This window comes from Bartonella sp. B10834G3, assembly GCF_016102505.1.
Lineage (GTDB): Bacteria > Pseudomonadota > Alphaproteobacteria > Rhizobiales > Rhizobiaceae > Bartonella > Bartonella choladocola.
Map to the genome: position 1 here is coordinate 434,043 of NZ_JACFOM010000002.1, position 23,545 is coordinate 457,587.

The window sequence follows — 23,545 nt, forward strand, 5'->3', positions numbered from 1 at the left end:
TAGCCGGTTTTGTACAATTCGAACTTTATGCCCCCAATGGCGGCGGGCTTACCGTTATGGTCGGCATTATACCCCAACCTGCCAACAGATTATCGCACAAAAGCCTTCCTTCAAACTAGAACGTTATCAACCAAATTCCCACGGTTGTCACGAACAAACTCACAGAAATGAAGGATAACACATCATATAGAATATCGGACATCATCTTTTCCTTTCATGTTATGTATCCTTTATGTTCGTGTTTTGTTCTTATTTCAAGTATCAATTTTCATGATTGACCTCATGCTTAACAAATCATTACCCTTCCGGTTTTTTCAGGTTTGCCGGCGATCGGGGTTTGTTGTTTTTTACGTTTCGGATAAAAGCAGAAATGATAGAACATGCTTTTAGTCATTCTGGCTGAAAAAAGATTTTTGCCTTTGAACTCGTTGATCGGCACAAAAGAAGGGAAATGATGAGCCATATATGAGCGGAGAAATAAACAGGCATCCGCCCTCCTCACATTACTTCTTCACTTTTTCACTCTTCTCGAATCTTGATCTTTTCCATTGGTTCTTGACGCAGAACCATTGAATAGCCACCGAGTTAGAACCGTTGCATCTGATATTAAATTGCGATTCAAACAAAAAAATAATTGTCGATACTGGTAAATATAACCAACTCCCGCTAGATTTATCCCCATGCGCCCGACAATATTAGATCCTTTTTTTGCGACAATACGAAGCCTTCCCGGCATAGGACCAAAAGTGAGCCTTTCAATATCCAAATTGCTTGGTATTGACGCGGCGCAAGATGAGCCACGGCTTATTGACCTCATTCAAATCATGCCTCATTCGGTGATTGATCGCAGACAACGTCCCGGCATCGCCAATGCGATAGATGGCACTGTTACAACTGTTGAAATTGTCGTCGACTATCATCAGGAACCACCGAAATTCAACAAACGTTTGCCCTATCGGGTTATTGGACATGACGAAACGGGCGAGATCACCCTGGTTTTTTTCCATGCCCAGACAAGCTGGCTACAAAGCCAACTTCCGATCGGCGAAAAAGTGGTTGTTTCTGGAAAAGTTGAACGTTTTAACGGCCAGCTTTCAATGATTCATCCGGATTATATCATTCCGGCATCCCGAAATGAAAAACTCCCGCTCATCGAACCGGTATATCCATTGACTGCGGGTTTGTCGGCAAAAACGTTGCAACGGGCAATCACAGAGGCTCTCGCAAGGTTGCCATTATTGCCGGAATGGATTGATCGAACGATGGTGAAGCAATTCGGTCTTCCTTCGTTCAACGTTGCTTTGCACAAAATTCACACACCGATTGATCCCTCTGATCTTCCGGTTGACAGTTTACCACGTAAGCGTCTTGCTTATGACGAATTTCTTGCTGGCCAATTGGCACTTGGGCTGGTTCGCCATAAAACAAAAAAACTTGCCGGAAAAGCCAATATTCTGAAGGGAACCTATACGCAAAAATTACGCGATGCCCTTCCCTTCACTTTGACCCAAGGCCAGAATCAAGCCTTTGCCGAAATATCGAAAGACCTCGCGTCGAATGAAGCGATGTTGCGGCTTTTACAAGGGGATGTCGGCTCCGGAAAAACCGTTGTTGCCTTTATGGCAATGGCTCAGGTTGCGGAAAATAATGGTCAATCGGCTTTGATGGCCCCTACTGAAGTTCTGGCCCAACAGCATTTTGCGACAATTGCGCCACTCGCAGAAATCATCGGCCTTAAGACGGTTTTACTTACCGGCCGCGAAAAAGGTAAACTGCGCCAGCAAGTTCTGGACGATATAAAAAACGGCAAAACCGACATTATAATCGGTACACATGCGCTTATTCAGGAAAGCGTCGATTATCATCATTTGTCACTCGCCATTATCGACGAACAACACCGTTTCGGCGTACACCAACGTTTAAACCTGCTCGCAAAAGGTGTGCATCCGGATATGCTGGTTATGACTGCGACCCCCATTCCTCGCACTTTGGTAATGACGGCATTCGGTGACATGGACGTTTCGATATTGAAGGAAAAACCGGCGGGACGAAAAAATGTAATCACCGCTATATTACCGGAGGAGCGATTGGGAGAACTTCTCGATCGGGTGAATGTCGCGCTCCAAAGAGGAGACAAGATTTATTGGATCTGTCCCTTGGTAGAAGAATCCGAAAGTCTGGAGCTGACATCGGTAGAAAAACGTTTTGAATTTCTCCACCAACGTTTCGGTGACATTGTCGGCGTTGTACATGGGAAAATGACCGGTTCGGAAAAAGATCAGGCCATGCAAGACTTCAAGGAAGGAAAAACCCGTCTGCTTGTTGCCACAACTGTGGTTGAAGTGGGGGTAGACGTGCCGGATGCATCAATCATTATCATAGAACATGCCGAAAGATTCGGTCTTTCCCAGCTCCATCAATTACGAGGGCGGGTAGGCAGAGGAGACAAGCAATCTTCCTGCATTTTGCTATACAAGGCTCCGATCGGGAAAATTGCCGAGGCGAGACTGAATGTTATGCGCGAGACTCAAGACGGTTTCCGCATTGCTGAAGAAGATTTGCGGCTTCGCGGCGAAGGCGAGGTTCTCGGAACCCGTCAATCAGGACTTCCGGAATTTCATATGGCAGACCTTGAAGTTCATAGCGATTTACTGACTATTGCCAGAAAAGATGCGCAGTTGATATTGGAAAAAGACCCGCATTTGATTTCCGAACGCGGTCAAGCATTACGCCTTTTGCTTTATCTTTTTAGAAAGGATGGAGCAATCAGACTTCTGCGAGCCGGATAAAATATGAAAAAAAACCACATCATTACACCATTGTTGATTGCTTTAACGGGAATATTGGTGACTGTTGGAGGCTTTCTCTTTTTTAGACAACCTCCTTTGGTCGAAAAACCCGCAACGCCCCCTGACAGTTCGAGCAAGTCATCAGTCGGTGGCGAGCAAAGCGAAAACAGAAATAAGACAGATGAAGACCGGCAGAATAGAACCCGACCGAATTTTTGTTTCCATCAAAAATTTGAAAACAAGTCTTATGTCGTATGTGAAGTCGATCCACGCAAAAACAACATTTCACTTTTTCTCAACAATCAGGATGGGCAACCATTCAAATATTTCCGCAACGTCGAAAAATACCTGAATGAACGCGGGCAAAGCATAGCTTTTGCGGTAAATGGCGGTATGTATCACAAAGATTTTTCGGCAGTCGGGTTATATATTGAAAATGGTAAAACACTTCAGTCCGTGTCAACCAGAGACGGGCCGGGAAATTTCCATATGAAGCCGAACGGAATTTTCTTTATTGCAAATAAAACCGCCGGCGTTATGGATACAGACAGTTTTTTGAAGTCAAAAATAAAACCCGATATTGCAACGCAATCGGGGCCTATGCTTGTCATAGACAACAAAATCCATCCCCGTTTTATCGTAAACTCTCCCTATCTTGAGTACCGTAACGGCGTCGGTGTTAAAAAAGATGGAACTGTGGTCTTTGTCAATTCGGAAGGACGAGTGAATTTTGATGAATTCGCGCGTTTTTTTCGTGACGAAATGAAAACGCCGAACGCGCTTTTTCTCGATGGTTCGATTTCAAGCCTCTATGCACCGGAATTGAAGCGTTATGATTGGTGGTATGGACTGGGGCCGATTATCGCTGTCACGATCCCGCTTGAGCCGGAGAGAACCGTTCCAAAATCCGGTCAATGAGATCATTCCTGCTTTTGCAGGCCGGAATGATCTCTACCTGTTACATCCTGTTGATTTATTCAACTGTTACCGATTTTGCGAGGTTTCTTGGTTGGTCGACATCTGTACCCAGCAAGACAGCCGTATGATAGGCAATCAACTGAACCGGAACAGCATATACAATCGGTGCGATAAATTCGGGAACATCCGGCATAACAATTGTTGACAGACTATTTATTCCGGCCGCGTTCGCTCCCTCTTTATCGGTAATGAGAATAATACGCCCACCACGTGCCGCCACTTCCTGAAGATTGGAAACGGTCTTATCAAACCATCTATCATGAGGGGCGACAACGATGACTGGCATGGTTTCATCTATCAGCGCGATCGGGCCGTGTTTCAGTTCTCCCGCCGCATAACCTTCCGCATGGATATAGGAAAGTTCCTTAAGCTTGAGTGCACCTTCCAATGCAATCGGATAAGATGTGCCACGACCGATATAAAGAATATTTTTTACAGTCATTAGATCTCTGCAAATTTCTTCAATATCGCTATCGAGCTTCAACACATCGGTTATAATTCGCGGCAATTCGGCAAGTTGGCGAACGAGTTTCGTTTCCATTGCGCGATCGAGTGTCCCGCGATGTTTTGCTGCAGTCAAAACAACCGAAGCCAGTGCAGATAACTGGCAGGTAAAAGCCTTGGTCGAGGCAACGCCGATTTCCGGTCCCGCAAGCGTGGGAAGTACGAAGTCCGCTTCTCTTCCCATAGTCGATTCCAGAACATTGACAACTGTGGCGGTTTTCACCCCTTTTGCCCGACAATATCTCAAGGAAGCAAGCGTATCGGCTGTTTCGCCGGATTGCGAAACAAACATCGCCAAAGTTTTGTCTGTCATAGGTGGCTCGCGATAGCGAAATTCCGAAGCAACGTCATTTTCGACGATCAACCCACATAATTTTTCAAACCAGTAACGTGCAACCAAAGTTGAATAATAGGCTGTACCGCAACTTGCAAAGCTTAAACGTTCAACGTTTTTCCAGTCGATAGGGTTTGCATTTTCATTTATTTTGTCATTACCCAAATCAAGATAATGCGCAAGCGTATGCGAAATCACTTCCGGCTGTTCAAACATTTCCTTGTGCATGAAATGGCGATGATTGCTTTTTGAAACGAGAAACTCGTTGCCCGACGAGGTAGAAATATCACGTTCGACGACGAGGTCATCAGAATTATAGATTGTCGCGCTATTATGGGTAAGTACCACCCAGTCGCCATCTTCGAGATAGCTTATTCTGTTGGTAAAAGGTGCAAGTGCTATTGCGTCTGATCCCACGAACATTTCACCTTTGCCATAGCCGATAGCAAGCGGCGGGCCGAAACGTGCGGCAATCATCAAATCTTCTTCACCTTCAAAAATCAGTGCAACAGCATATGCACCGCGCAACCGCTTCAAACTGACGCGCATTGCTTCAACCGGTGTCAACCCCCCCTTGATTTCTCTTGTGACGAGATGGGCAAGAACCTCGGTATCGGTATCCGATTCAAAAACACAGCCGTCAGCGATCAATTCGTCACGTAATTCGGCAAAATTTTCAATAATACCATTGTGAACAACAGCGACTTTATCAGTCATCTGGGGATGGGCGTTGCGCTCGATCGGAGCACCATGGGTCGCCCAACGCGTGTGACCAATCCCGACATTGCCTTTTAACGGCGTTTTCGCCAATTTTTCTTCTAAATGGACGAGTTTTCCAGGAGCACGCAACCGGCCAAGATGTTTCTGATAGACTGTTGCAACCCCTGCCGAGTCATAACCGCGATATTCAAGTCTTTTTAATCCGTCAAGCAGAAGAGGTGCAACGTCTTGCTTGCCCAGGATTCCAATTATTCCGCACATATATAACTCCGCTCCGGATCAAAAAATAAACCAGTTTGACAAAAGCCACCCGATTAACTGTTTACCAGCTTCGTTTGTTCCGCGTGGCCTCTTTTAGAACATTTTTAATAAAAATAGAGAACTCGTCGAGGCTTTAAAACCTCAAAAATGGCATTTTTTCGCCATTAACCATCTTTATTCTTGATGGAAGAAAAACGCTCTCTCAATGTCGCGGCGTATCCTTCCTTGTTTGACTGACGTGCTCGGCCAAATGCCACACCATTAGCCGGTACCTTATCGGTTATCACACTGCCCGAAGCAACATAAGCACCGTCACCTATTTCAACCGGTGCAACCAAAGCGGAATTCGATCCTATGAATGCATTTTCGCCAATGATAGTCTTCCACTTGTTGAAGCCGTCATAATTACATGTAATTGTGCCTGCCCCGATATTGGTGTGTCGGCCAATTTCGGCATCACCGATATAAGTAAGGTGGTTGACTTTTGCACCCTCACCGATTTTTGCCTTTTTTATCTCGCAGAAATTGCCGACTTTGGCCGAATTTTCGACAATTGCACCCGGCCGCAAGCGCGCAAAAGGACCGATTTCTGCTTGCGCTTCGACAATTGCACCTTCCAAATGACTAAACGCATGAATGACTGCACCTGTTTTCACTTTTACGTTTTGGCCAAAATAGACATTCGGCTCGATGACAACATCATTGGCAATTTCGGTATCATATGAAAAATAAACAGTCTCCGGCCGCATCAGTGTTACGCCCGACAACATAAGTTCATCGGCTTTACGTTTTTGCCAGAGGGCTTCTGCTTGTGCCAGTTCAACGCGCGTATTGACACCGATAACATTCTCAAACGGTATAGAAATCGCTGTGACATCAAGCCCTTGAGCAACACCAATCGAAACAATATCGGTGAGATAATATTCTTTCTTGGCATTATCGTTTTTTACTTGTTCAAGCAACGACAGCGCATATTTGCCGTTGATTGCCATAATGCCACCGTTACAGAATTTTATCTTTTTCTGGTCGGCAGTTGCATCTTTTTCTTCAACAATCGCTTTAAGTTTTCCACCCTCCTGGATTAAACGCCCATAGCCGGTAGGATTTTCCGTTTCAAATCCCAGAACAACAATATCGGCACCATCTTCCAGTTCTTGTCTGGCGCGTTTGAGAGAAGCAGTTTGAACAAGCGGCGTATCTCCGAAAACGACAAGCACATCATCATAATCTTTTTTCAACAATTCACGCGCTTCCAAGGCAGCATGCGCAGTGCCGAGCCGCTGATTCTGCGTAAAAAATTGCGCCCGCGCCGATACGTTTTTGACAGCGGAGGAAACTTCATCGGCACCGCGTCCGACGACAATGGCGATTTCGTCAACCCCTGCCGACTGCACTTGTCGGACAACATGACAAACAAGGGGTAAACCGGCGATTTTATGCAACACTTTCGGCAATGCCGATTTCATTCGCGTGCCTTCACCGGCTGCTAAAATAATTGCAAGACAGCTTCGGTTCATTATTTTCCTCACGACCAATCAAAAAAGAGTCCGAAAAAATTCGACAATATCTGACCAGCTTAACCCTTCTATAGCGCTCAATGCCGGATATTTCTCAAGCAACCAGAATGACACGTTTTGCATATAACCTGTTAAAAAAAGGATACCAGCGACAATGAGCAATATACCGATAATTTTTTCCACTTTCCCCAAATGCATTTTGAACGAGCTCAAAAACCACATAAAGAAGTTGGAAAATAGTGCCGCGAGAACGAAGGGAATCGCCAATCCCAATGAGTAGATGCCGAGCAAAAATGCGCCTTCACCAACTGATTCTTTAGTACCTGCAAAAGTAAGGATCGGTCCAAGAACCGGCCCCACACAAGGGGTCCAACCGAAAGCAAATGCGAGGCCTATAATGTAGGCTCCTAAAGGTCCCGCCGGTGTTTTTCTTGTCTGGAAGCGAACTTCACGCGCAAGAATACCAATTCTGAAAACGCCTAAAAAATTAAGCCCGAAGATGATGATAATAACTCCGGCAATCATTGCCAATATATCGCGATATTGGCCTATAATGTGACCGATTGTACTGGCCGTTGCACCGAGAGCGATAAAAACTGTTGAAAAACCTAACGAAAAGGCAATGGCCGCGATGAACAAAGGTAAACGGACGGGCTGTTTATCCTGCGCGCCACTGTGACGAAAATCTTCAACGCTGACGCCGGCCATATAGCAAAGATAAGGAGGAACGAGCGGCAACACACAAGGTGAGAGGAAAGATAATGCTCCGCCTAAAAACACTCCGAATGTGGATAATTCTGAAAACAAATGTCTCGTTCCATAAAGTTTGCAATAGTTCTATCTTATATTAACCTGTATGAAAACCTTCAACCTTGCGAAAACTCCCGTTTAAAAAAAATGTTCCTTCATATAAGGATGTCAAATAAAATTCATATAATTCTACGATAAGTGCCTGAACAAGTCCGCTATCGCAAACCAGACCATGGTCTAAAAGGAATCACATGACAAGCGAGAATAAACTGGATGAAGATGCCGTTGGCAATGCCGCTTCCAAGCAGCCATCGCGCCTTTTACATCTGGCAAAAACATCTATCGTTCCTTTATTGGGCCTGACGATTGCGGCCATTTCCTTTTTCGTACTTTGGGAGCTTTTAAAGACAACCTCAAGACACGACACAATTGAAGCGTTCAAAAGCTATACTACGCCTACTCTGTTATTGGCACTTTTTTTCACAATTTTGAGTTTTTGCGGTATCGCGCTTTATGACGTTGTGGCGGCTCGAACGATTGCGCCCGGGAAAATTACAATGCCTGTAGCGGCATTGGCCGGATCTGCCGGCTATGCGGTATCGAATGCTTTAGGTTTTTCGTTTCTTACAGGCGGCGCACTGCGCTACCGTGTCTATGCGGGCGAAGGTGTCGGTCTTGCCGATATCGGGCGCATTATCAGCATGTCGTGGTTCTCGATGTGGTTTGCGTTGCTCACGGTTATCGGTTTTGCGCTTGCTTTTGAACCTGAAAACCTTCCGCTTCTTGGAACATTCAATCTCGTGGGCGACCGGATAGCCGGCATTGCCATCATCCTTGTTCTTGTTGCTCTTATCTTATGGCTTTATGGCGGAGCAAGAGAGCTTAAAATCGGCCCGTTATCGCTAAAACTTCCAGGCTCTCGCGGCGCATTGATGCAAATATTTGCGGGGCTTGTCGATATTACCTCGGCTTCTGCAACTCTCTATGTGCTTATGCCGTCGGATTTGCAAACCGGCTTTCTGGCTTTCAATCTGGTTTTTGCGGTAGCGATTGTCGTTGGCGTGGTGAGCCATTCACCTGGCGGACTGGGTGCGTTTGAAGCGATTCTTATCGGTGGGCTCGGTCTTGCAGGTAATGCCGAAGGCGTTGCCGCTCTCCTCACCTATCGCCTGATTTACACAATTCTCCCACTTCTTGTGGCAATCGTCGGCATTGCGTTTTGGGAAATGTTCAGGCAACGCAAGCGTGTTTCAGCAAAAGCCGCTCAGGTATCCCGCATTATCGAACCGATGATACCTTCTATTTCAGCCGGACTGACATTTCTTGCCGGTGTTGTGATGTTAATATCGGTTGTCACACCGGGGCGGCGAATACGGCTTGACGTATTGTCGGATATTTTGCCTCTGATTTTTATCGAAACCTCAAATCTTGCAGCAAGTCTTATAGGTGTTACGTTACTCGTCATTTCCTATGGGCTGGCGCGCCGTCTGGTCAATGCCTGGTTTGTCACAATCTTCCTTTTGCTTGCGGGAGCGGTTTTTTGTCTCACCAAAGGACTTGATTGGGAAGAGGCAACCATTCTATGCGTATTTGCTTTGATTTTATGGGGGTTCAAACGCTCCTTTTATCGCCGCCCTTTGAACAATGGTTTAACAATCAGTTGGGGGTGGCTCGCGAGTATTGCCGCCTTCGTTTGCGCTGTTATCTGGCTCGGATTTTTTGTTTACCGGCACGTGGAATATTCCAATGAATTGTGGTGGAGTTTTGCATGGAACGCTAACGCTCCACGCTTTTTAAGAGCAAGCGTTGTAATATTTTCTGTCGTCTTTATTGCTGCACTTTACAATATTATTCATAGACCGTTGCGCAAACGTTCAAAACAAGAGGCAATAATACCCGATTGTATCCCCCGACTTGTTGCCCAATCCCCTTTATCAGACACAGCTTTGGCACTTTTGGGCGACAAACAGTTTCTGATTTCACCGAATGAAGACGGTTTCATCATGTATAGCAAGTCGGGCGGAAGCCTGATAGCGCTGGGTGAACCGGTAAGCAATGACGAGAAAGTCTTTAATGATTTGGCTTGGGAATTCCGTAAACATGCCGATGATGCAGCTTTGCGCACCGTATTTTATGGCGTCGGCCCCCGTCACTTGCCGCTTTATCTCGACATGGGGCTAAGCGCTATCAAACTGGGTGAGGTTGCAAAAGTCTATCTTCCCGATTTTTCGTTGGACGGGCCAAAGCGCCAACCTTTCCGTTATGCCGAGCGTAAGGCGGCTCGTGAGGGGCTGGAATTTTCGATTATACCGGCAAACGAGGTTGAAAATCACCTTCTTGCACTTCGCCATGTTTCGGATACGTGGCTTGCGTCGAAAGCGGGAGCGGAAAAACGTTTTTCGATCGGTTATTTCAACGAGGATTTTCTGAAGCGTTATGACGTCGCTGTCATGACAAAAGACAGCCAGATTGTGGCTTTCGCAAATGTTTGGAAAAGCGGCAATCAAAATGAAATTACTGTCGATATGATGCGCTATCTGCCGAACGTTTCAAAAGTCATGATGGATGCTTTGTTCGCCCATTTGCTGCTTTACGGGAAAGAGCAAGGCTTCCAGTGGTTCAATCTCGGAGCTGCGCCCCTCGCCGGTCTTTCAACAAACCGTCTGGCTGCACGTTGGCAACGGATAGGCTCGTTCATTTACCATCGTGGTCGTGATCTCTATCATTTTGACGGCTTGAAAGCATTCAAGGATAAATTTGATCCTGTCTGGTCACCCCACTATCTTATCTGTCCGGGAGGCCTTGAAACCGCCAAAGTTCTTTTTGATGTCACAACACTTATTAACGGCAATCCACTGGAGTTTCTACGTAAATGAAGATCAGACGTATAATTTTATTCGTGGTCGCCGTTCTTGTTATTGTGGCGGTGGTATACGGTGTTCTCCATCGCGGGAAAATCAATCGTTTATGGGCCGGTTTTATTGGCTCTACCTCTCCTGTTGTTTATGCCGAGGGGGAACGTTTCAGCGATATTCCTGTTTATTTGCCTCAAGGGGATATCAGAGGTCTTGTAATTCTTGTTTCAGATGCCGGTGGCCCGAAAACCCGCGAAACCGATATAATGGCGGCATTGTTGAAACGCAACCTTATCGTTGCAACTGTCAATTATGATAACTGGCGGGAAGAACTTGATAAGGAAGATGGTGATTGCGTCTATCTCGATTCCGATTTGGAAGCGCTATCGAAAGATATTCTGCGTCGGCTCGATCTTGACGTTTACTTTCATCCGGTTGTCGTCGGCATTGGAGAAGGTGGAACTCTTTCTTATGCAGCCGCAGCCGATTCTCCTGAAAATACCTTGGCTGGTACTGTCGTCATTGACCCTGCCCAATCCTCACACACCAAACTTCCATCCTGCACAGAAGCTGCGGATGCAATAAAAACCCCTGATGGCGGTTATAGTTACGAGATTGGAGCCAAGGTTCCTTCGCCGGTCACAATCATATCGAACAGACTTGAAGGAAATGACGTCAAACAGGCTATGCGAGATAAAACTGCCGCAGTTATCCATGACCCTGCAATTGAATCTAGGTTGAAGACAGCAGTCGATACTGCACTTGATTACGCAATTCGTGATGCCGCCGACGCCGACTTGCCAATAGTTGATATGCCTTCCAAAAATCCGGCAAAAGCTCTTGTTATCTTTTTTTCCGGCGATGGCGGTTGGCGCGACATTGATATGGAAATAGGTGATCTCCTGCAAAGTCAGGATGTTCATGTCATTGGCATTGATTCACTGCGTTATTTCTGGAGCACACGCACGCCGGAAGAAATAGCCAAAGATATTGAACAGCTTGTTCAGGAGGCTGATCCTCAACAACGCCTGCCCGTTGCACTTTTCGGCTATTCATTTGGTGCGGATGTGTTACCTTTTGCCTGGCAGGTTCTTGATGATAGCGTTAAAAATCAAACAGTCATGATAGCCCTTATGGGATTATCCAAAACGGCTGATTTCCAAATTTCTATTGATGGTTGGCTTGGTGGTTCCGGCGACACTCCCGTCCTTGACCAAATGCAATATATGCCGACGGATAAAACTGTTTGCATTTATGGCGAAGACGAGGACGACACTGCCTGTCCGGATCCTGAGTTGAATGGAATGCAACGTATCAAGCTTCCAGGCGGGCATCATTTTGATGAAGATTATAAAAGCCTCGCCAAATCGCTTCATGCAATCCTGTTGGAGAAAGCCAAACTTGACAAAAAACAAAATCAGGATTGAAAACCTGTTAAGCTAGACAGTGTTCCACATGCAGGAATAAATAATTGAACTTTCGGGGCACTGTTTATCTTGTTTTCGATTATCAATGTGTCAACAAAATCGAGATGCCCGGTTATGAGCCGAATTTGCGCACATATCGGGCTATATCATTCGCACCAAGCGTTAAATCGCGTTTAAAACTTCCCCTGACAGAAGCATTAACAAAGAAGGTTATATGTCTAACATAGCAGCAGTTCTTCAAAGGCGTGAACGGTACGTGACTTTTGGAACGTAAACGGTACGTGACTTTTGGAACGTAAACGGTATGTGACTTTTGGAATGTGAACGGTATGTGACCTTTGGAATAGGCTGCCTGGCAGCACACTTATATCAGTTCTCGTGAGTATTTTTGAAAAATGCGGCACAATAGGTCAAAGCCCATTTCTAGCGGGTGCAAATATCCCGCACTATCCATTTGGTCGAAAAATTTCAAATTCACCAATCCGCTTTTCTTAAGTAATTGATTGTACAAAATGGAATAACCAAAAATCCGGAAGGATTTTTTCATGATTGAATAATCGGGTCATTTCTCTTCAAGGGAATTTTTAAAAACAGCGTTTTTCTTGCGCCCCCAAAGCTGTGTTTTTCTTGCGCCTCATCAAACGTAATTGAACACGGCCAATTACAAATCTTCGCATTCTATCTATGGCTTTTAATACAGACCTTCGCCCTAATATCGATCATGCATGTTATTTGATAATTATTTTTCGTTATGTGACATGTAGACCACCCGAACGAACCGGATAATACATATATATCTCGTAACTCGGTTTAAAAATACCGTTCTCTTGTTTTGTCACGTCTCCTGCCACCTATTCGATTGTTGTGCTGTTTGTAGGCAGTTATATCAACGCCTCCATAGAAGAGGACAGACATTTTCTCGACACAAAACAGATTTGGCAGGCCAGCATATTTATATCGAACGTCCCTCGCGGACGGGAGGCAAACCGGCACTTACTAACTATGACGCGAAGCCATCTTCATCGATCTTGTGAAGTCCGATGTCACCTAACGCGTGAAGTTTCTTATCATCTACCGAGCGAAATCACTTGTCATCCATCGCGCGAAGGTCAAGTTTAACAACATTTGAAGCCGCCTTTGCCACCATATCGCGCTTCCTGACGTTCACGGAAAAATTCGTTATAGGACATAGGCTGCTCGTCGGGATGAACACGTTTCATATGAGCAACATAGTTGTCATAATCGGGAACACCGATCATGAGCTTTGCTGTCTGGCCTAAAAACTTCCCCATACCAAGAAAATTCAAGCACATATTTATATCCTCCATCAATGGCATATAGCATTGCTATAAAACAATGCTATATGCTGTTCGGCTATCAGCCTTATACTCCGGTTGAACTATTTGACTTCAATCGGATTGGCGGGAAATGGTTCATAGGGTATTTCTTGAACCGTCGGCTTATCACTCTTCATAGCTTTAATGGCAGACCTGATAGCAAATAACGTCAAAGCCAGAACCACTAACATAAACAATGCCGTCAAAATGCCATTGATATAATTACCCAAAGCCAATTGTTTGTTTGTGGCTTTCGCTGCCGCAACAAAGAAACTGAGCTTGGCGTCAAATACCTTTTGCCAACCGGCTGTCATGGTACAAATGAAAAGCCATGTTGCAGGAAGAATTGCAACCCACGCATAGCGCTGCTGCTTCATTTTGAACAGTACAACTGCACACAAGAGCAGTGCTACCGCTGCAAGCATCTGATTGGCTATGCCGAATAATGGCCAAAGAGAATAAATTCCGCCCTTGGGGTCAACCGCTCCCTGATAGACAAAATATCCCCACATAAGTACGACGAGCGCCGTGGCGACCAGATTGGCAAAAAGATTGTCCGTTTTGCGCATATGGGGGAACACAATACCAAGAAGATCCTGTAGCATAAAGCGGGCAGAACGGGTTCCTGCATCAACAGCGGTGAGGATGAAAAGCGCTTCAAACAAAATGGCAAAATGGTACCAGAATGACATGCTCATCCAGCCACCGAGAGCATTATGTAAAATATGCGCCATACCGACAGCGAGCGTCGGCGCTCCACCGGTTTTGGCAACGATCGACTTTTCTCCAACTTCATTTGCTATATTTGTCAGCATTTCAGGCGTGACCTGAAATCCCCAACTTGAAACAACGGTTGCAGCCGATTGGACCAAATCTCCTGTTCCTTCAGGTAAAAGCACGCTTAACGGCGCATTCATCGAAAAATAAACGCCCGGATTGATAACACTCGCCGCAATCAACGCCATAATGGCAACAAAAGATTCCATCAACATGCCGCCATAGCCGATGAAACAGGCTTGTTCTTCATTCGCCAACATTTTCGGTGTTGTCCCTGAAGAAATAAGCGCATGAAAACCGGACACCGCCCCACAGGCAATTGTAATGAACAGAAATGGAAAAAGATCGCCTCCCCAGACTGGCCCGGTACCGTCTACATATTTTGTAAGAGCCGGCATTTCGAGCATCGGGCGAACAACAATAATGCCGATTGCCAAAGCGATAATTGTTCCAATCTTCAAGAAGGTCGAAAGATAATCGCGCGGGGCGAGCAATAGCCAAACAGGTAAAACCGCAGCAATAAAACCATATATAATAATCATTAAAGTGAGTGTTGTTGCCTCATAGGTGAACCACGATGCAATGCTGCTGTCTTTTATCCAGCCGCCCGACACAATACCGAACAGCAGAAACACAAGGCCGATCACCGAAACCTCACCAATTCTGCCCGGACGGATATATCTCAGATAAATTCCCATAAAAAAGGCGAGAGGAATGGTAAAACCGACTGTATAGGTTCCCCATGGGCTACCGGCCAAAGCTTTCACAACCACCATTGCCAGAACACCGAGAATGATTATCATAATCATGAAACAGGCAATAAGTGCAATGACACCGGCGACATCTCCCATTTCCTCACGAACGAGTTCGCCAAGCGAGCGCCCGTCCCTTCGGGTCGAGATGAAGAGCACCATAAAATCCTGCACGGCGCCCGCAAGCACGCATCCTGCCAATATCCATAATAAACCCGGTAAATAGCCCATTTGAGCAGCAAGCACGGGTCCCACAAGCGGTCCTGCACCGGCTATTGCCGCAAAATGGTGACCAAAAAGGATTTTCTCGTCAGTAGGAACATAATCAAGCCCGTCATTTCGACGATAAGCAGGGGTCATTCTCGTTCTGTCTGCCTTCAGAACAACACCGGAAATGAATAATCCATAAATACGGTAAGCAACAAGATAGACGCAAACGGCAGCAACGACAATCCACATGGCATTGATGGCTTCTCCACGTTGAAGTGCTATATATCCCAGCGAAAAAGCACCCAAGATTGCCAATATAACGAGAATTATTGCTTGAGTGGCGGTTAAAGGTTTCCGAATGGTCTCCATATTTCCCCTCCTCCTGAAATTCTTCGGGAAAAAATACCTGCTTATGTTACTTCGACCTTCCAACAAAAGCAGCCGAATTATTTTTTATTATTATTTATCGACTGTTGTCTATAGTATTAGTTGACGAAACAAATTTAACTGTGAATATCAATAAAGCTTTGCGGATATATAAAAACACAATTTTGAATGGTGAATTTTCATTTCCATACCGCGTCTATAACAATATCGGTTTGACGTAAGTCCAACTTGCAGAACGTGGCAGCGCCCATCCCCGGCGGCGGGTAGTTCGGCAACCTCGAATATTGGCGAATTTCAGATGGTTTTTGTCGGGCAGCAAAAACACTCTCTATCAAGAACGAACGTTTAGAAATTGTTTTAGATAACTCGTCATTTGGCCAGACAGCCGAACGCTTTCAACAATTGACTATAATTTGTGTTTTTGACGAGAGGTTGCCATAACAAACACGGTCAATGCCGGTATTAAAATTTTAATTTCGCACCGACTACAGCAACTGTCTTTGACTTGCAATTTAGGCTCGCTAACGATCTTCAAGTCACCCCGAAAAATCGTGAAAGATCTGATTGGATATTGAACCGGAAAATGCTTCTCGAAATAAAATAACATCTTAAAAAAACGGGCCTGATATGACAGGCCCGCAAAGATTAGCAAATCACGTTTTCCCTGAACTTTATTTTGTCATATCAAGGACCACACGTCCTTCGATTTTGCCTGCAATCATATTGTCAAAAATATGGTTGATATCGGAGAGCTTATCAGTCGAAATATGGGACTTGACTTTTCCCGCTTCTGCAAAATCCAAAGCTTCCTGCAAATCAAGTCTGGTGCCCACAATCGAGCCGCGCAGTGTCACGCCATTGAGAACCATATTGAATATCGAAACCGGAAAACTACCGGCCGGTAAGCCGTTCATTGCCAGAGTACCGCCGCGGCGAACCATACCCAAAGCTTGTTCAAAGGCTTTCGGAGATGCGGCTGTGACCAACATACCATGCACGCCACCATCGGTAAGTTTGCGCAATTCGGCGGTTGGATCGTTATGTTTCGTGACATTGATACCAACGTCGGCACCCAATTGCTTGGCCAGTTCGATTTTATCGTCGGCAACATCAATTGCTGCAACATTGAACCCCATAGCTTTAGCATATTGCACTGCGAGGTGACCGAGGCCACCAATACCCGAAATACCTACCCAATTGCCCGGTTTTGCATCGGTTACTTTAAGACCTTTATAAACAGTAACACCGGCACATAGAATTGGAGCAATTTCGTTAAAGCCGATATTGCAGGGTAAATGTCCTACATAATTCGGATCGGCAACGACATAATCAGCGAACGCTCCGTTAACAGAATAGCCCGTGTTCAACTGGTGTTCGCAGAGCGTTTCCCAACCGGCGAGACAATGTGAACAACATCCGCATGCAGTGTATAGCCAAGGCACGCCAACCCGGTCACCTTCTTTTACGTGTTTGACACCGCGGCCTACAGCCGATACGTAGCCGACACCCTCATGGCCGGGAATAAAAGGCGGCTTGGGCTTGACCGGCCAATCCCCGTGTGCTGCATGCAAATCTGTGTGGCAAACACCACAAGCTTGCACACTCACCTGAATCATGCCATCTCCCGGCTCCGGAATTGGTACTTCATCAATGGTAAGGGGCTTTCCGAATTCCCGCACAACTGCGGCTTGCATCGTCTTTGCCATGATGGTCTCCTTCATTGGCTAGGAACACGTGAATATTATCCAAAAATCAAACAATCACTTCACGTATTCTGTAGTTGGTTTTGACGAATTTTGAATAGATGCGCTATTTCGCGCACTCATAACGATATGGAAAATTTTTCTTGTCGAGCAAGTTCACTTTTGAAAATTTTTACATTTTATCCCGCAAAAATACCCCTCTCCTCCTTCACTATAAACAAAAAACAGAAAATTACTATATTCTTTATTTATATTTTTTATTTTATTGTTCCGATTATAGACAAAAAGGCATTTTTTAATTTATAATTATTTTATTTTTAACAACAATCAATTTCTTGTAGTAATTCGATCAAAGAGACAAACATATTGTGTTCATTAAACCGGAACGCTTTTTTTCCGGTTTATTTTTTTCTGAAAACGGGTTCGTTATGTTAACGGAAATATCCGTTACCAAGAACAACTTTCCAATCAACGAGAGATATGTTTAAAAGTGATGACAGTGTTCAAAGAACGCGTGAGTTGATTGCCATCGCTTATGAACTCCGGTAATAAACCGGTTCATTATAACCGATACAGAACAAAAAATAACCGATACATAACAAAAAGACCCGCCAATTTGATCGGGCGGTTCATTCGGATTTATTTTTCAAGTGTCCGGGCTTTCCTCTTACTTCCCCGATCTGCGATTATCATTGTTTGGCGACCATACTGCTCAAATTTATCGGATATTCAAACGCCGGATTGAATAAAAAAATGGAAAAATCAAAACGTCGAAATGCTATCGGAACAAATTGTTCGGCCAATCATTGAACAGGCAAGATCTGCATATCTTGCCTTTCCCGTTATCAATGTTTGCCCCTCTTTATCGTTCATTGGCAAAAAACTGGAGGTGAATTTTCTGGACTATTGTTCTTATCCCAACCCGAAATGTGGATTCATTTTCCAATCGAGACTCACGTCTCATAAACGAAACCCGGATGAAATATGAATAAAATATTCAGCTTTTTATTTTTATTCTCCGGCTAATGTAAATTGTTTCAAAATAGGATTGAAAAAAGGCATTTTTACCTGGAATTGATATAAATCAACTAACAACTTGCTGTTTTTAAAGCATAAAATTATTCAAATCGGTTTTTGGGGAAAATGTTCAATCCGTCACGAAATCGTGATATTTAGCTATTATAAGTGTGTCGTCACATTTAGTTTTAACTTGAATATCAGGGCATTCCTGTTGCGGAGGTAGAAACAGGTTTCAAATGTCGAAAGAGAAAATTGAATATAAAATTGCATAGAAGGATGCCAAAAATATGAAACGGCTAACCCGATGGTTTTTGGTTCTTGTTGTTATAGGGATCGTAGGTTTTTTTGTTCTTACCTCCCCGATCACATGGTCACTTACTCATCCCACACGAGACGTAGCTGACAATACTGCGCCGGATCTGGAAAATGGTCGCGTTGTATTTGTAGCCAGCGACTGCTCGACTTGTCATGCTTCCCCTAATCAGGACAATCCGTTGAAGTTAGGTGGCGGGCGTGCCTTGGATACTGAATTCGGGCGTTTTTATATGCCCAATATTTCGTCGGATAAAAAAGACGGTATAGGTAACTGGACACTTGCCGAGTTTACCAAAGCTGTACGTGAAGGTGTTGGTCCTAATGGCATTATGCCTGACGGTCAAAACCTCTATCCGGCATTTCCTTATACATCATATCAACGTTTGACAGCGAACGATGTCCGCGACCTGTTTGCCTACATCAAATCGCTTGAACCTGTTCAAGGTGCTGCACCCGATCATGATTTGAAATTTCCTTTCAATATGCGTCGTGGTGTTGGCGTTTGGCGTTTGGCTTTTCTTGACGGCAAAGCATTGCCACCAATGCAAGTCACTGCGACTACCAACACCAAGGAAACAAAAGACGAGGAAGCCCTGCTTGAACGCGGACGTTATCTCGTTGAAGGTGCGGGTCACTGTGCCGAATGCCATTCAACCCGTAATTTTATGGGTGTAATAAAAAGCAATCTACGTTATGGCGGTGGTGCTACACCTGATGGTAACGGGCATTTCCCGAATATCAGTCAGGACGATACCGGTATCAAATTCTGGGCCGAGAACTCCATCTTCAATTATTTGAAGACCGGCAAGAGCCCGATCAATAAAGTTGCCGGTGGCGATATGGCAGAAGTCATTAAAAACACGAAACAGCTTCCCGATGAAGATCTCCGTGCCATGGCTGCTTATATCAAAACCCTCCCCGGTGTCGATCTGCCTGCTCCCGGACAACCGCAATCAAACCACACATCAAAAATTGTTATGTTGCCACAAACCAACAAGCTTGATGTGACATTGCCGACATCGTCCGATAATGCTGTTAAAAATGCAGATACAGTTTATTCGGTCTACACAAAACCGTTCTATATTGACGAGAATGGTTCCGGAGATGAAGACGGCAAATTATTGGCGGCGGCAAAACTTTCAGTTCTCGAACATAAAGGCGACAAGTTGAAGGTACGTCTGGATGGTTGGCAAATGGATGGAGCACCATCTGTTGTCTATGCCCTGCAAGGTCAGCGAATTATGTATGCGGTTCTGGGCGACAAGGCTATGGCATCCTATAAGCTTGGCAAGGCTGTTGTTGATCCTGAAACCAAGCAAACATGGTATCCTGTAAGCCTTGAATTGTGGACAAGCGATAAAGATGTCAATGTTTCTCTCGGAGATATGTGGGCCTATACGTCTGATCTTTTCAGTTCGACATGTAGCGTCTGCCATTCACTACCCGAAGCAGGACATTTGCTTGCCAATCAATGGATCGGCAATTTGAATGCAATGAAGCGTTATACTTCCTTGACACCGGATCAGTATCGCTTGCTTTTGAGCTATCTCCAGAACCATTCAAAAGATGTTAATGAAGGTGAAGAGGCACATTGATGGCTGTTGTTCAATCAGAAGCGTCATTTAACGCTGAACGTCAAATGACATCCAATGAAGATCAAGCAGAGGCCAGAATAATCGATTGGTTCGCCAGATTGTTCATAGCGCCACCAAGCATCGAACTTCTCGAAGAATGTCAATCGCATTCCGTTATGACTTTTCTGGGTGAATTCGGTAAAGAACTCGGTGCAACCGAATTAACAAAAATGATTGCGGATTTATTCCGCAGTCATTCTCCAGAAGTGCTTAACCACCAGCTTTCGCAACAATATATCAGTTTGTTTGATGGTGCTTCCGGCCCGCTTTCTGTTCCTCCGTATGAAAGTTATTATCGGGATGAAAACGGAAGACTTTTTCAGGCTCCTTATGTTGAAATGCTGGATGTTTTGCAGAAACTTGATGTTTCGGTAAGTGCATCTTGTAAAGAACCGGCCGATCATATTTCATTGGAATTGGCCGCATTGGCTGAAGCTTTCCGCCAACACGAACAGAAAGTCATAGCAGATGTTACTTCACGTCTCTTTCTATGGCTTCCTGAAATGAGTTCAGCGCTGGGTAAGGTGGCTGGTCATAGTCTCTATGCCCGCCTGGTCGACTTGCTTATTATTTATCTTTCGTCTTTCAGTCGCCTTTATGGCAACCAAGACAACATTAAACACTAGGAGAATGCTATGTCATTCGACAAAACAAAAATCACCCTGCCGGAAATGAATCGTCGTTCATTTCTCAAAAGTAGTGCTATGTTGACGATGGTGGGTGCCGCGAGCGGTTCACTTCTCACACGTGGCGCACAGGCACAATCCGGCACGAAACTGACTATGTCGGGCAGCCACTGGGGCGTTTTCCGCGGTCGTGTTGACCAAGGCCGTCTGGTTGAAGTTACGCCTTGGGAACAGGATCCGCATCCCACTCCTATGTTGCAAGGAATGATGGATTCCATCTATTCGCCGTCGCGCATCAAATATCCGATGGTTCGTCGCGCCTGGCTTGAACAAGGTCCCGGTGCAGATCCTGAAGGGCGTGGCACAGGCGACTTTGTTCGCGTGAGCTGGGAAAAGGCTATTGACCTTGTAGCCGGTGAACTCACGCGCGTGCGCAAGAAATACGGATCAAACGGCGTTTTCGGTGGTTCATATGGCTGGAAAAGCGTTGGCAAATTCCATAATTGCCGGACACTTTTGCGCAGAATGCTGAAAACAACCGGTGGTTTTGTCAACTCGCTCGGCGATTATTCGACGGGAGCGGCACAGGTTATTCTGCCTCACGTTGTCGGATCTTTGGAAGTCTATGAACAATGTACATCATGGGATGTTGTTCGCGACAACACAAAAACGCTTGTTTTCTGGGGTTGTAACCCTGTCAATACCGACCAGATCGGCTGGCTGATTGCCGACCATGGCGCGTTTGTCGGCCTTGAGGAAGTCAAGAAAGCCGGTATTCGGGTTATCTGCATTGATCCTATCAAAACAGAAACCTGTCAATATCTGGATGGTGAATGGCTGGCTCCCCGCCCGCAGACCGACGTTGCAATGATGCTCGGTATTGCCCACACACTCTACGCAGAAAAGCTTCATGACGAAGATTTTCTGAAAAAATATACAGTCGGCTTCGACAAGTTCCTTGCCTATCTTATCGGCAAAGAAGATGGCACGCCGAAAACCGCAGAATGGGCGTCAAAGATTTGCGGCATAGATGCGGGCACAATAAAACAGCTTGCTCGTGACTTTGCCAAGAACCGTACAATGATTGCAGCCGGATGGTCTATCCAGCGTCAACACCATGGCGAACAAGCCCACTGGATGTTGGTAACATTGTGTTCGATGCTCGGTCAAATCGGCCTTCCCGGTGGCGGTTTCGGTTTTAGCTACCACTATTGCAGCGGCGGCACACCAACAGCCACAAGTCCGATTCTGGGTGGTATTACAGATGGTCCTGCAGCCGAGGTAACAGATCTGCCTGCCGGTTGCCATCCGGGTTCTACCGAATCTGCTTGCCAACCTAAATCCAATGCCATTCCGGTTTGTCGGCTTGTGGAAGCGCTGCTCCACCCTGGCAGAACCATCAAATATAACGGGTCGGATATTGTTCTGCCTGAAATTCATATGGTTTATTGGGCGGGTGGTAATCCGTTCTCGCATCAGCAGAACCGTAACGAAATGGTCGAAGCTTGGAAAAAACTGGATACATTTGTTGTTCATGATTTCCAATGGACCGCCTCGGCACGTCATGCCGACATCGTTTTGCCGGTCACAACTTCCTATGAACGCAATGACATCGAACAATTGGGTGACTATGCATTAAGCCATATTGTTCCCATGAAGAAACTTGTCGAACCGATGTATGAAGCACGTTCCGACTTCGACATTTTCGCCGATATTTGTGAACGTCTCGGCAAACGGGAAGAATACACCGAAGGCATGAATGAAATGGACTGGATCAAGAGCTTCTATGAAGCAGCCCGTCTTGAATCCCGTGCCAAGGGCATGGAAATGCCGGTCTTCGATACGTTCTGGCAAAGTGAAGAAGCTTTGGGCTTCCCCGTCAAAGATGCACAGAAACAGTTTGTGCGTTATGCCGATTTCCGTGAGGATCCGCTGCTTAACGCTCTCGGAACTCCTTCTGGCAAAATCGAAATCTACTCGCTTAATATCGAGAAGATGCATTATGACGATTGCCCTCCCCATCCAACCTGGATGGAGCCGATCGAACGCCTTGACGGACCCACAACAAAATATCCGCTGCATATTGCTTCAAACCATCCGATTTACCGTCTGCACTCCCAATTGTGCGGCACGAAATTAAGGGAAAAATATGCAATAGGTGGGCGTGAACCTTGCTGGATCAACCCGAAAGATGCGGAAGCACGCGGCTTGAAAGATGGTGACATTGCTCGCGCTTATAACGATCGTGGTCAGATTCTTGTCGGCATCAAGGTAACCGATGTTATCCGGCCTGGCGTTATCCGTATCAATGAAGGCGGTTGGTATGATCCGGTCAATCCGAGAGAAGCAAAAACTCTCTGCCGGTACGGTGATGTGAACAACCTCACGACCAGTGTATCGACCTCTAAATTGGCGCAAGCCAATTGCGGCCAGACCGCCGTTGTCGAAATTGAAAAATTCACAGGATCTCTGCCTCCTGTTGAAGTATTTATCGAACCGCGCAAAGCCGGTTGATTGTTTTCATTTTCAAATATTGCGAAAGGAGGCGGCTTCCGCCTCCTTTTTTATTGGTCGGTTTTGATAAAATTGTTCGATTATTGACCTGAATTCAAAATGGCTCTTGATCTTCAATGCGTTGCACTTTAATAC

General features: G+C 45.5%; 13 protein-coding genes. 7 read left to right on the forward strand and 6 right to left on the reverse strand.

Annotation, left to right across the window (positions count from 1 at the left end; genetic code table 11):
- Window positions 1–680 precede the first annotated feature (680 nt).
- A complete protein-coding gene (gene recG, locus H3S94_RS07295; RefSeq protein WP_198240673.1) occupies window positions 681–2,789 on the forward strand; it encodes an ATP-dependent DNA helicase RecG in 2,109 nt (702 codons plus the stop codon).
- Window positions 2,790–2,792: 3 nt separating this feature from the next.
- Entirely contained in the window at window positions 2,793–3,707 is a 915-nt protein-coding gene (locus tag H3S94_RS07300) for a phosphodiester glycosidase family protein (RefSeq protein WP_198240674.1), read from the forward strand.
- A gap of 55 nt (window positions 3,708–3,762) precedes the next feature.
- Here the strand turns inward: H3S94_RS07300 and glmS are convergent, their stop codons facing one another.
- The 3 genes from glmS to H3S94_RS07315 form a co-directional block, all read right to left on the reverse strand.
- Window positions 3,763–5,586 carry a glutamine--fructose-6-phosphate transaminase (isomerizing) gene (glmS, locus tag H3S94_RS07305; RefSeq protein WP_077992228.1) on the reverse strand — a complete coding sequence of 608 codons (1,824 nt, stop codon included), beginning with the start codon at window positions 5,584–5,586 and terminating at the stop codon, window positions 3,763–3,765.
- 164 nt (window positions 5,587–5,750) lie between these two features.
- Window positions 5,751–7,106, reverse strand: coding sequence for a bifunctional UDP-N-acetylglucosamine diphosphorylase/glucosamine-1-phosphate N-acetyltransferase GlmU (gene glmU / locus H3S94_RS07310; RefSeq protein ID WP_198240861.1), 1,356 nt, complete (start codon window positions 7,104–7,106; stop codon window positions 5,751–5,753).
- Between the two features lie 15 nt (window positions 7,107–7,121).
- On the reverse strand, window positions 7,122–7,910 hold the full coding sequence (locus H3S94_RS07315) for a cytochrome c biogenesis CcdA family protein (protein ID WP_077992231.1): 789 nt from the start codon (window positions 7,908–7,910) through the stop codon (window positions 7,122–7,124).
- Between the two features lie 194 nt (window positions 7,911–8,104).
- On the opposite strand from H3S94_RS07315, the gene mprF reads away from it, so the two are divergent.
- Window positions 8,105–10,729 carry a bifunctional lysylphosphatidylglycerol flippase/synthetase MprF gene (mprF, locus tag H3S94_RS07320; protein ID WP_198240675.1) on the forward strand — a complete coding sequence of 875 codons (2,625 nt, stop codon included), beginning with the start codon at window positions 8,105–8,107 and terminating at the stop codon, window positions 10,727–10,729.
- Complete coding sequence (locus H3S94_RS07325) at window positions 10,726–12,135, forward strand: virulence factor family protein (protein ID WP_198240676.1); 1,410 nt, start codon at window positions 10,726–10,728, stop codon at window positions 12,133–12,135. The genes mprF and H3S94_RS07325 overlap by 4 nt, the downstream gene beginning before the upstream one ends.
- A 1,115-nt stretch (window positions 12,136–13,250) precedes the next feature.
- On the opposite strand, the gene H3S94_RS07330 is transcribed toward H3S94_RS07325, so the two are convergent.
- The 3 genes from H3S94_RS07330 to adhP all read right to left on the reverse strand — a co-directional run bounded on the left by H3S94_RS07330 (window position 13,251) and on the right by adhP (window position 17,304).
- The gene (locus H3S94_RS07330) at window positions 13,251–13,448 is read right to left on the reverse strand and encodes a YbdD/YjiX family protein (protein WP_077992235.1); all 198 of its coding nucleotides are present in this window, start codon (window positions 13,446–13,448) and stop codon (window positions 13,251–13,253) included.
- An 86-nt stretch (window positions 13,449–13,534) separates the two neighbouring features.
- Window positions 13,535–15,580, reverse strand: coding sequence for a carbon starvation CstA family protein (locus tag H3S94_RS07335; protein WP_198231132.1), 2,046 nt, complete (start codon window positions 15,578–15,580; stop codon window positions 13,535–13,537).
- 689 nt (window positions 15,581–16,269) lie between these two features.
- Entirely contained in the window at window positions 16,270–17,304 is a 1,035-nt protein-coding gene (gene adhP / locus H3S94_RS07340; protein WP_198240677.1) for an alcohol dehydrogenase AdhP, read from the reverse strand.
- A gap of 1,304 nt (window positions 17,305–18,608) precedes the next feature.
- Here adhP and H3S94_RS12105 point away from each other — a divergent pair.
- The 3 genes from H3S94_RS12105 to torA are packed head-to-tail and all read left to right on the forward strand — an operon-like array spanning window position 18,609 to window position 23,410.
- Window positions 18,609–20,231 (forward strand): c-type cytochrome, encoded by a 1,623-nt coding sequence (locus H3S94_RS12105; RefSeq protein ID WP_077992242.1) that lies wholly within the window; start codon window positions 18,609–18,611, stop codon window positions 20,229–20,231.
- On the forward strand, window positions 20,231–20,896 hold the full coding sequence (locus H3S94_RS07350) for a molecular chaperone (RefSeq protein ID WP_077992243.1): 666 nt from the start codon (window positions 20,231–20,233) through the stop codon (window positions 20,894–20,896). The genes H3S94_RS12105 and H3S94_RS07350 overlap by 1 nt, the downstream gene beginning before the upstream one ends.
- 9 nt (window positions 20,897–20,905) lie before the next feature.
- The gene (gene torA / locus H3S94_RS07355; protein WP_077992245.1) at window positions 20,906–23,410 is read left to right on the forward strand and encodes a trimethylamine-N-oxide reductase TorA; all 2,505 of its coding nucleotides are present in this window, start codon (window positions 20,906–20,908) and stop codon (window positions 23,408–23,410) included.
- Window positions 23,411–23,545 lie beyond the last annotated feature (135 nt).

What these genes read in the sequence shown, in the direction of transcription:
- recG (WP_198240673.1), top strand. Translation starts at nt 681, where the DNA reads ATGCGCCCGACAATATTAGATCCTTTTTTTGCGACAATACGAAGCCTT.
- H3S94_RS07350 (WP_077992243.1), top strand. Translation starts at nt 20,231, where the DNA reads ATGGCTGTTGTTCAATCAGAAGCGTCATTTAACGCTGAACGTCAAATG.
- H3S94_RS07335 (WP_198231132.1), bottom strand. Translation starts at nt 15,580, where the DNA reads ATGGAGACCATTCGGAAACCTTTAACCGCCACTCAAGCAATAATTCTC.
- H3S94_RS12105 (WP_077992242.1), top strand. Translation starts at nt 18,609, where the DNA reads ATGAAACGGCTAACCCGATGGTTTTTGGTTCTTGTTGTTATAGGGATC.
- torA (WP_077992245.1), top strand. Translation starts at nt 20,906, where the DNA reads ATGTCATTCGACAAAACAAAAATCACCCTGCCGGAAATGAATCGTCGT.
- glmS (WP_077992228.1), bottom strand. Translation starts at nt 5,586, where the DNA reads ATGTGCGGAATAATTGGAATCCTGGGCAAGCAAGACGTTGCACCTCTT.
- adhP (WP_198240677.1), bottom strand. Translation starts at nt 17,304, where the DNA reads ATGGCAAAGACGATGCAAGCCGCAGTTGTGCGGGAATTCGGAAAGCCC.
- H3S94_RS07325 (WP_198240676.1), top strand. Translation starts at nt 10,726, where the DNA reads ATGAAGATCAGACGTATAATTTTATTCGTGGTCGCCGTTCTTGTTATT.
- H3S94_RS07330 (WP_077992235.1), bottom strand. Translation starts at nt 13,448, where the DNA reads ATGTGCTTGAATTTTCTTGGTATGGGGAAGTTTTTAGGCCAGACAGCA.
- mprF (WP_198240675.1), top strand. Translation starts at nt 8,105, where the DNA reads ATGACAAGCGAGAATAAACTGGATGAAGATGCCGTTGGCAATGCCGCT.
- H3S94_RS07300 (WP_198240674.1), top strand. Translation starts at nt 2,793, where the DNA reads ATGAAAAAAAACCACATCATTACACCATTGTTGATTGCTTTAACGGGA.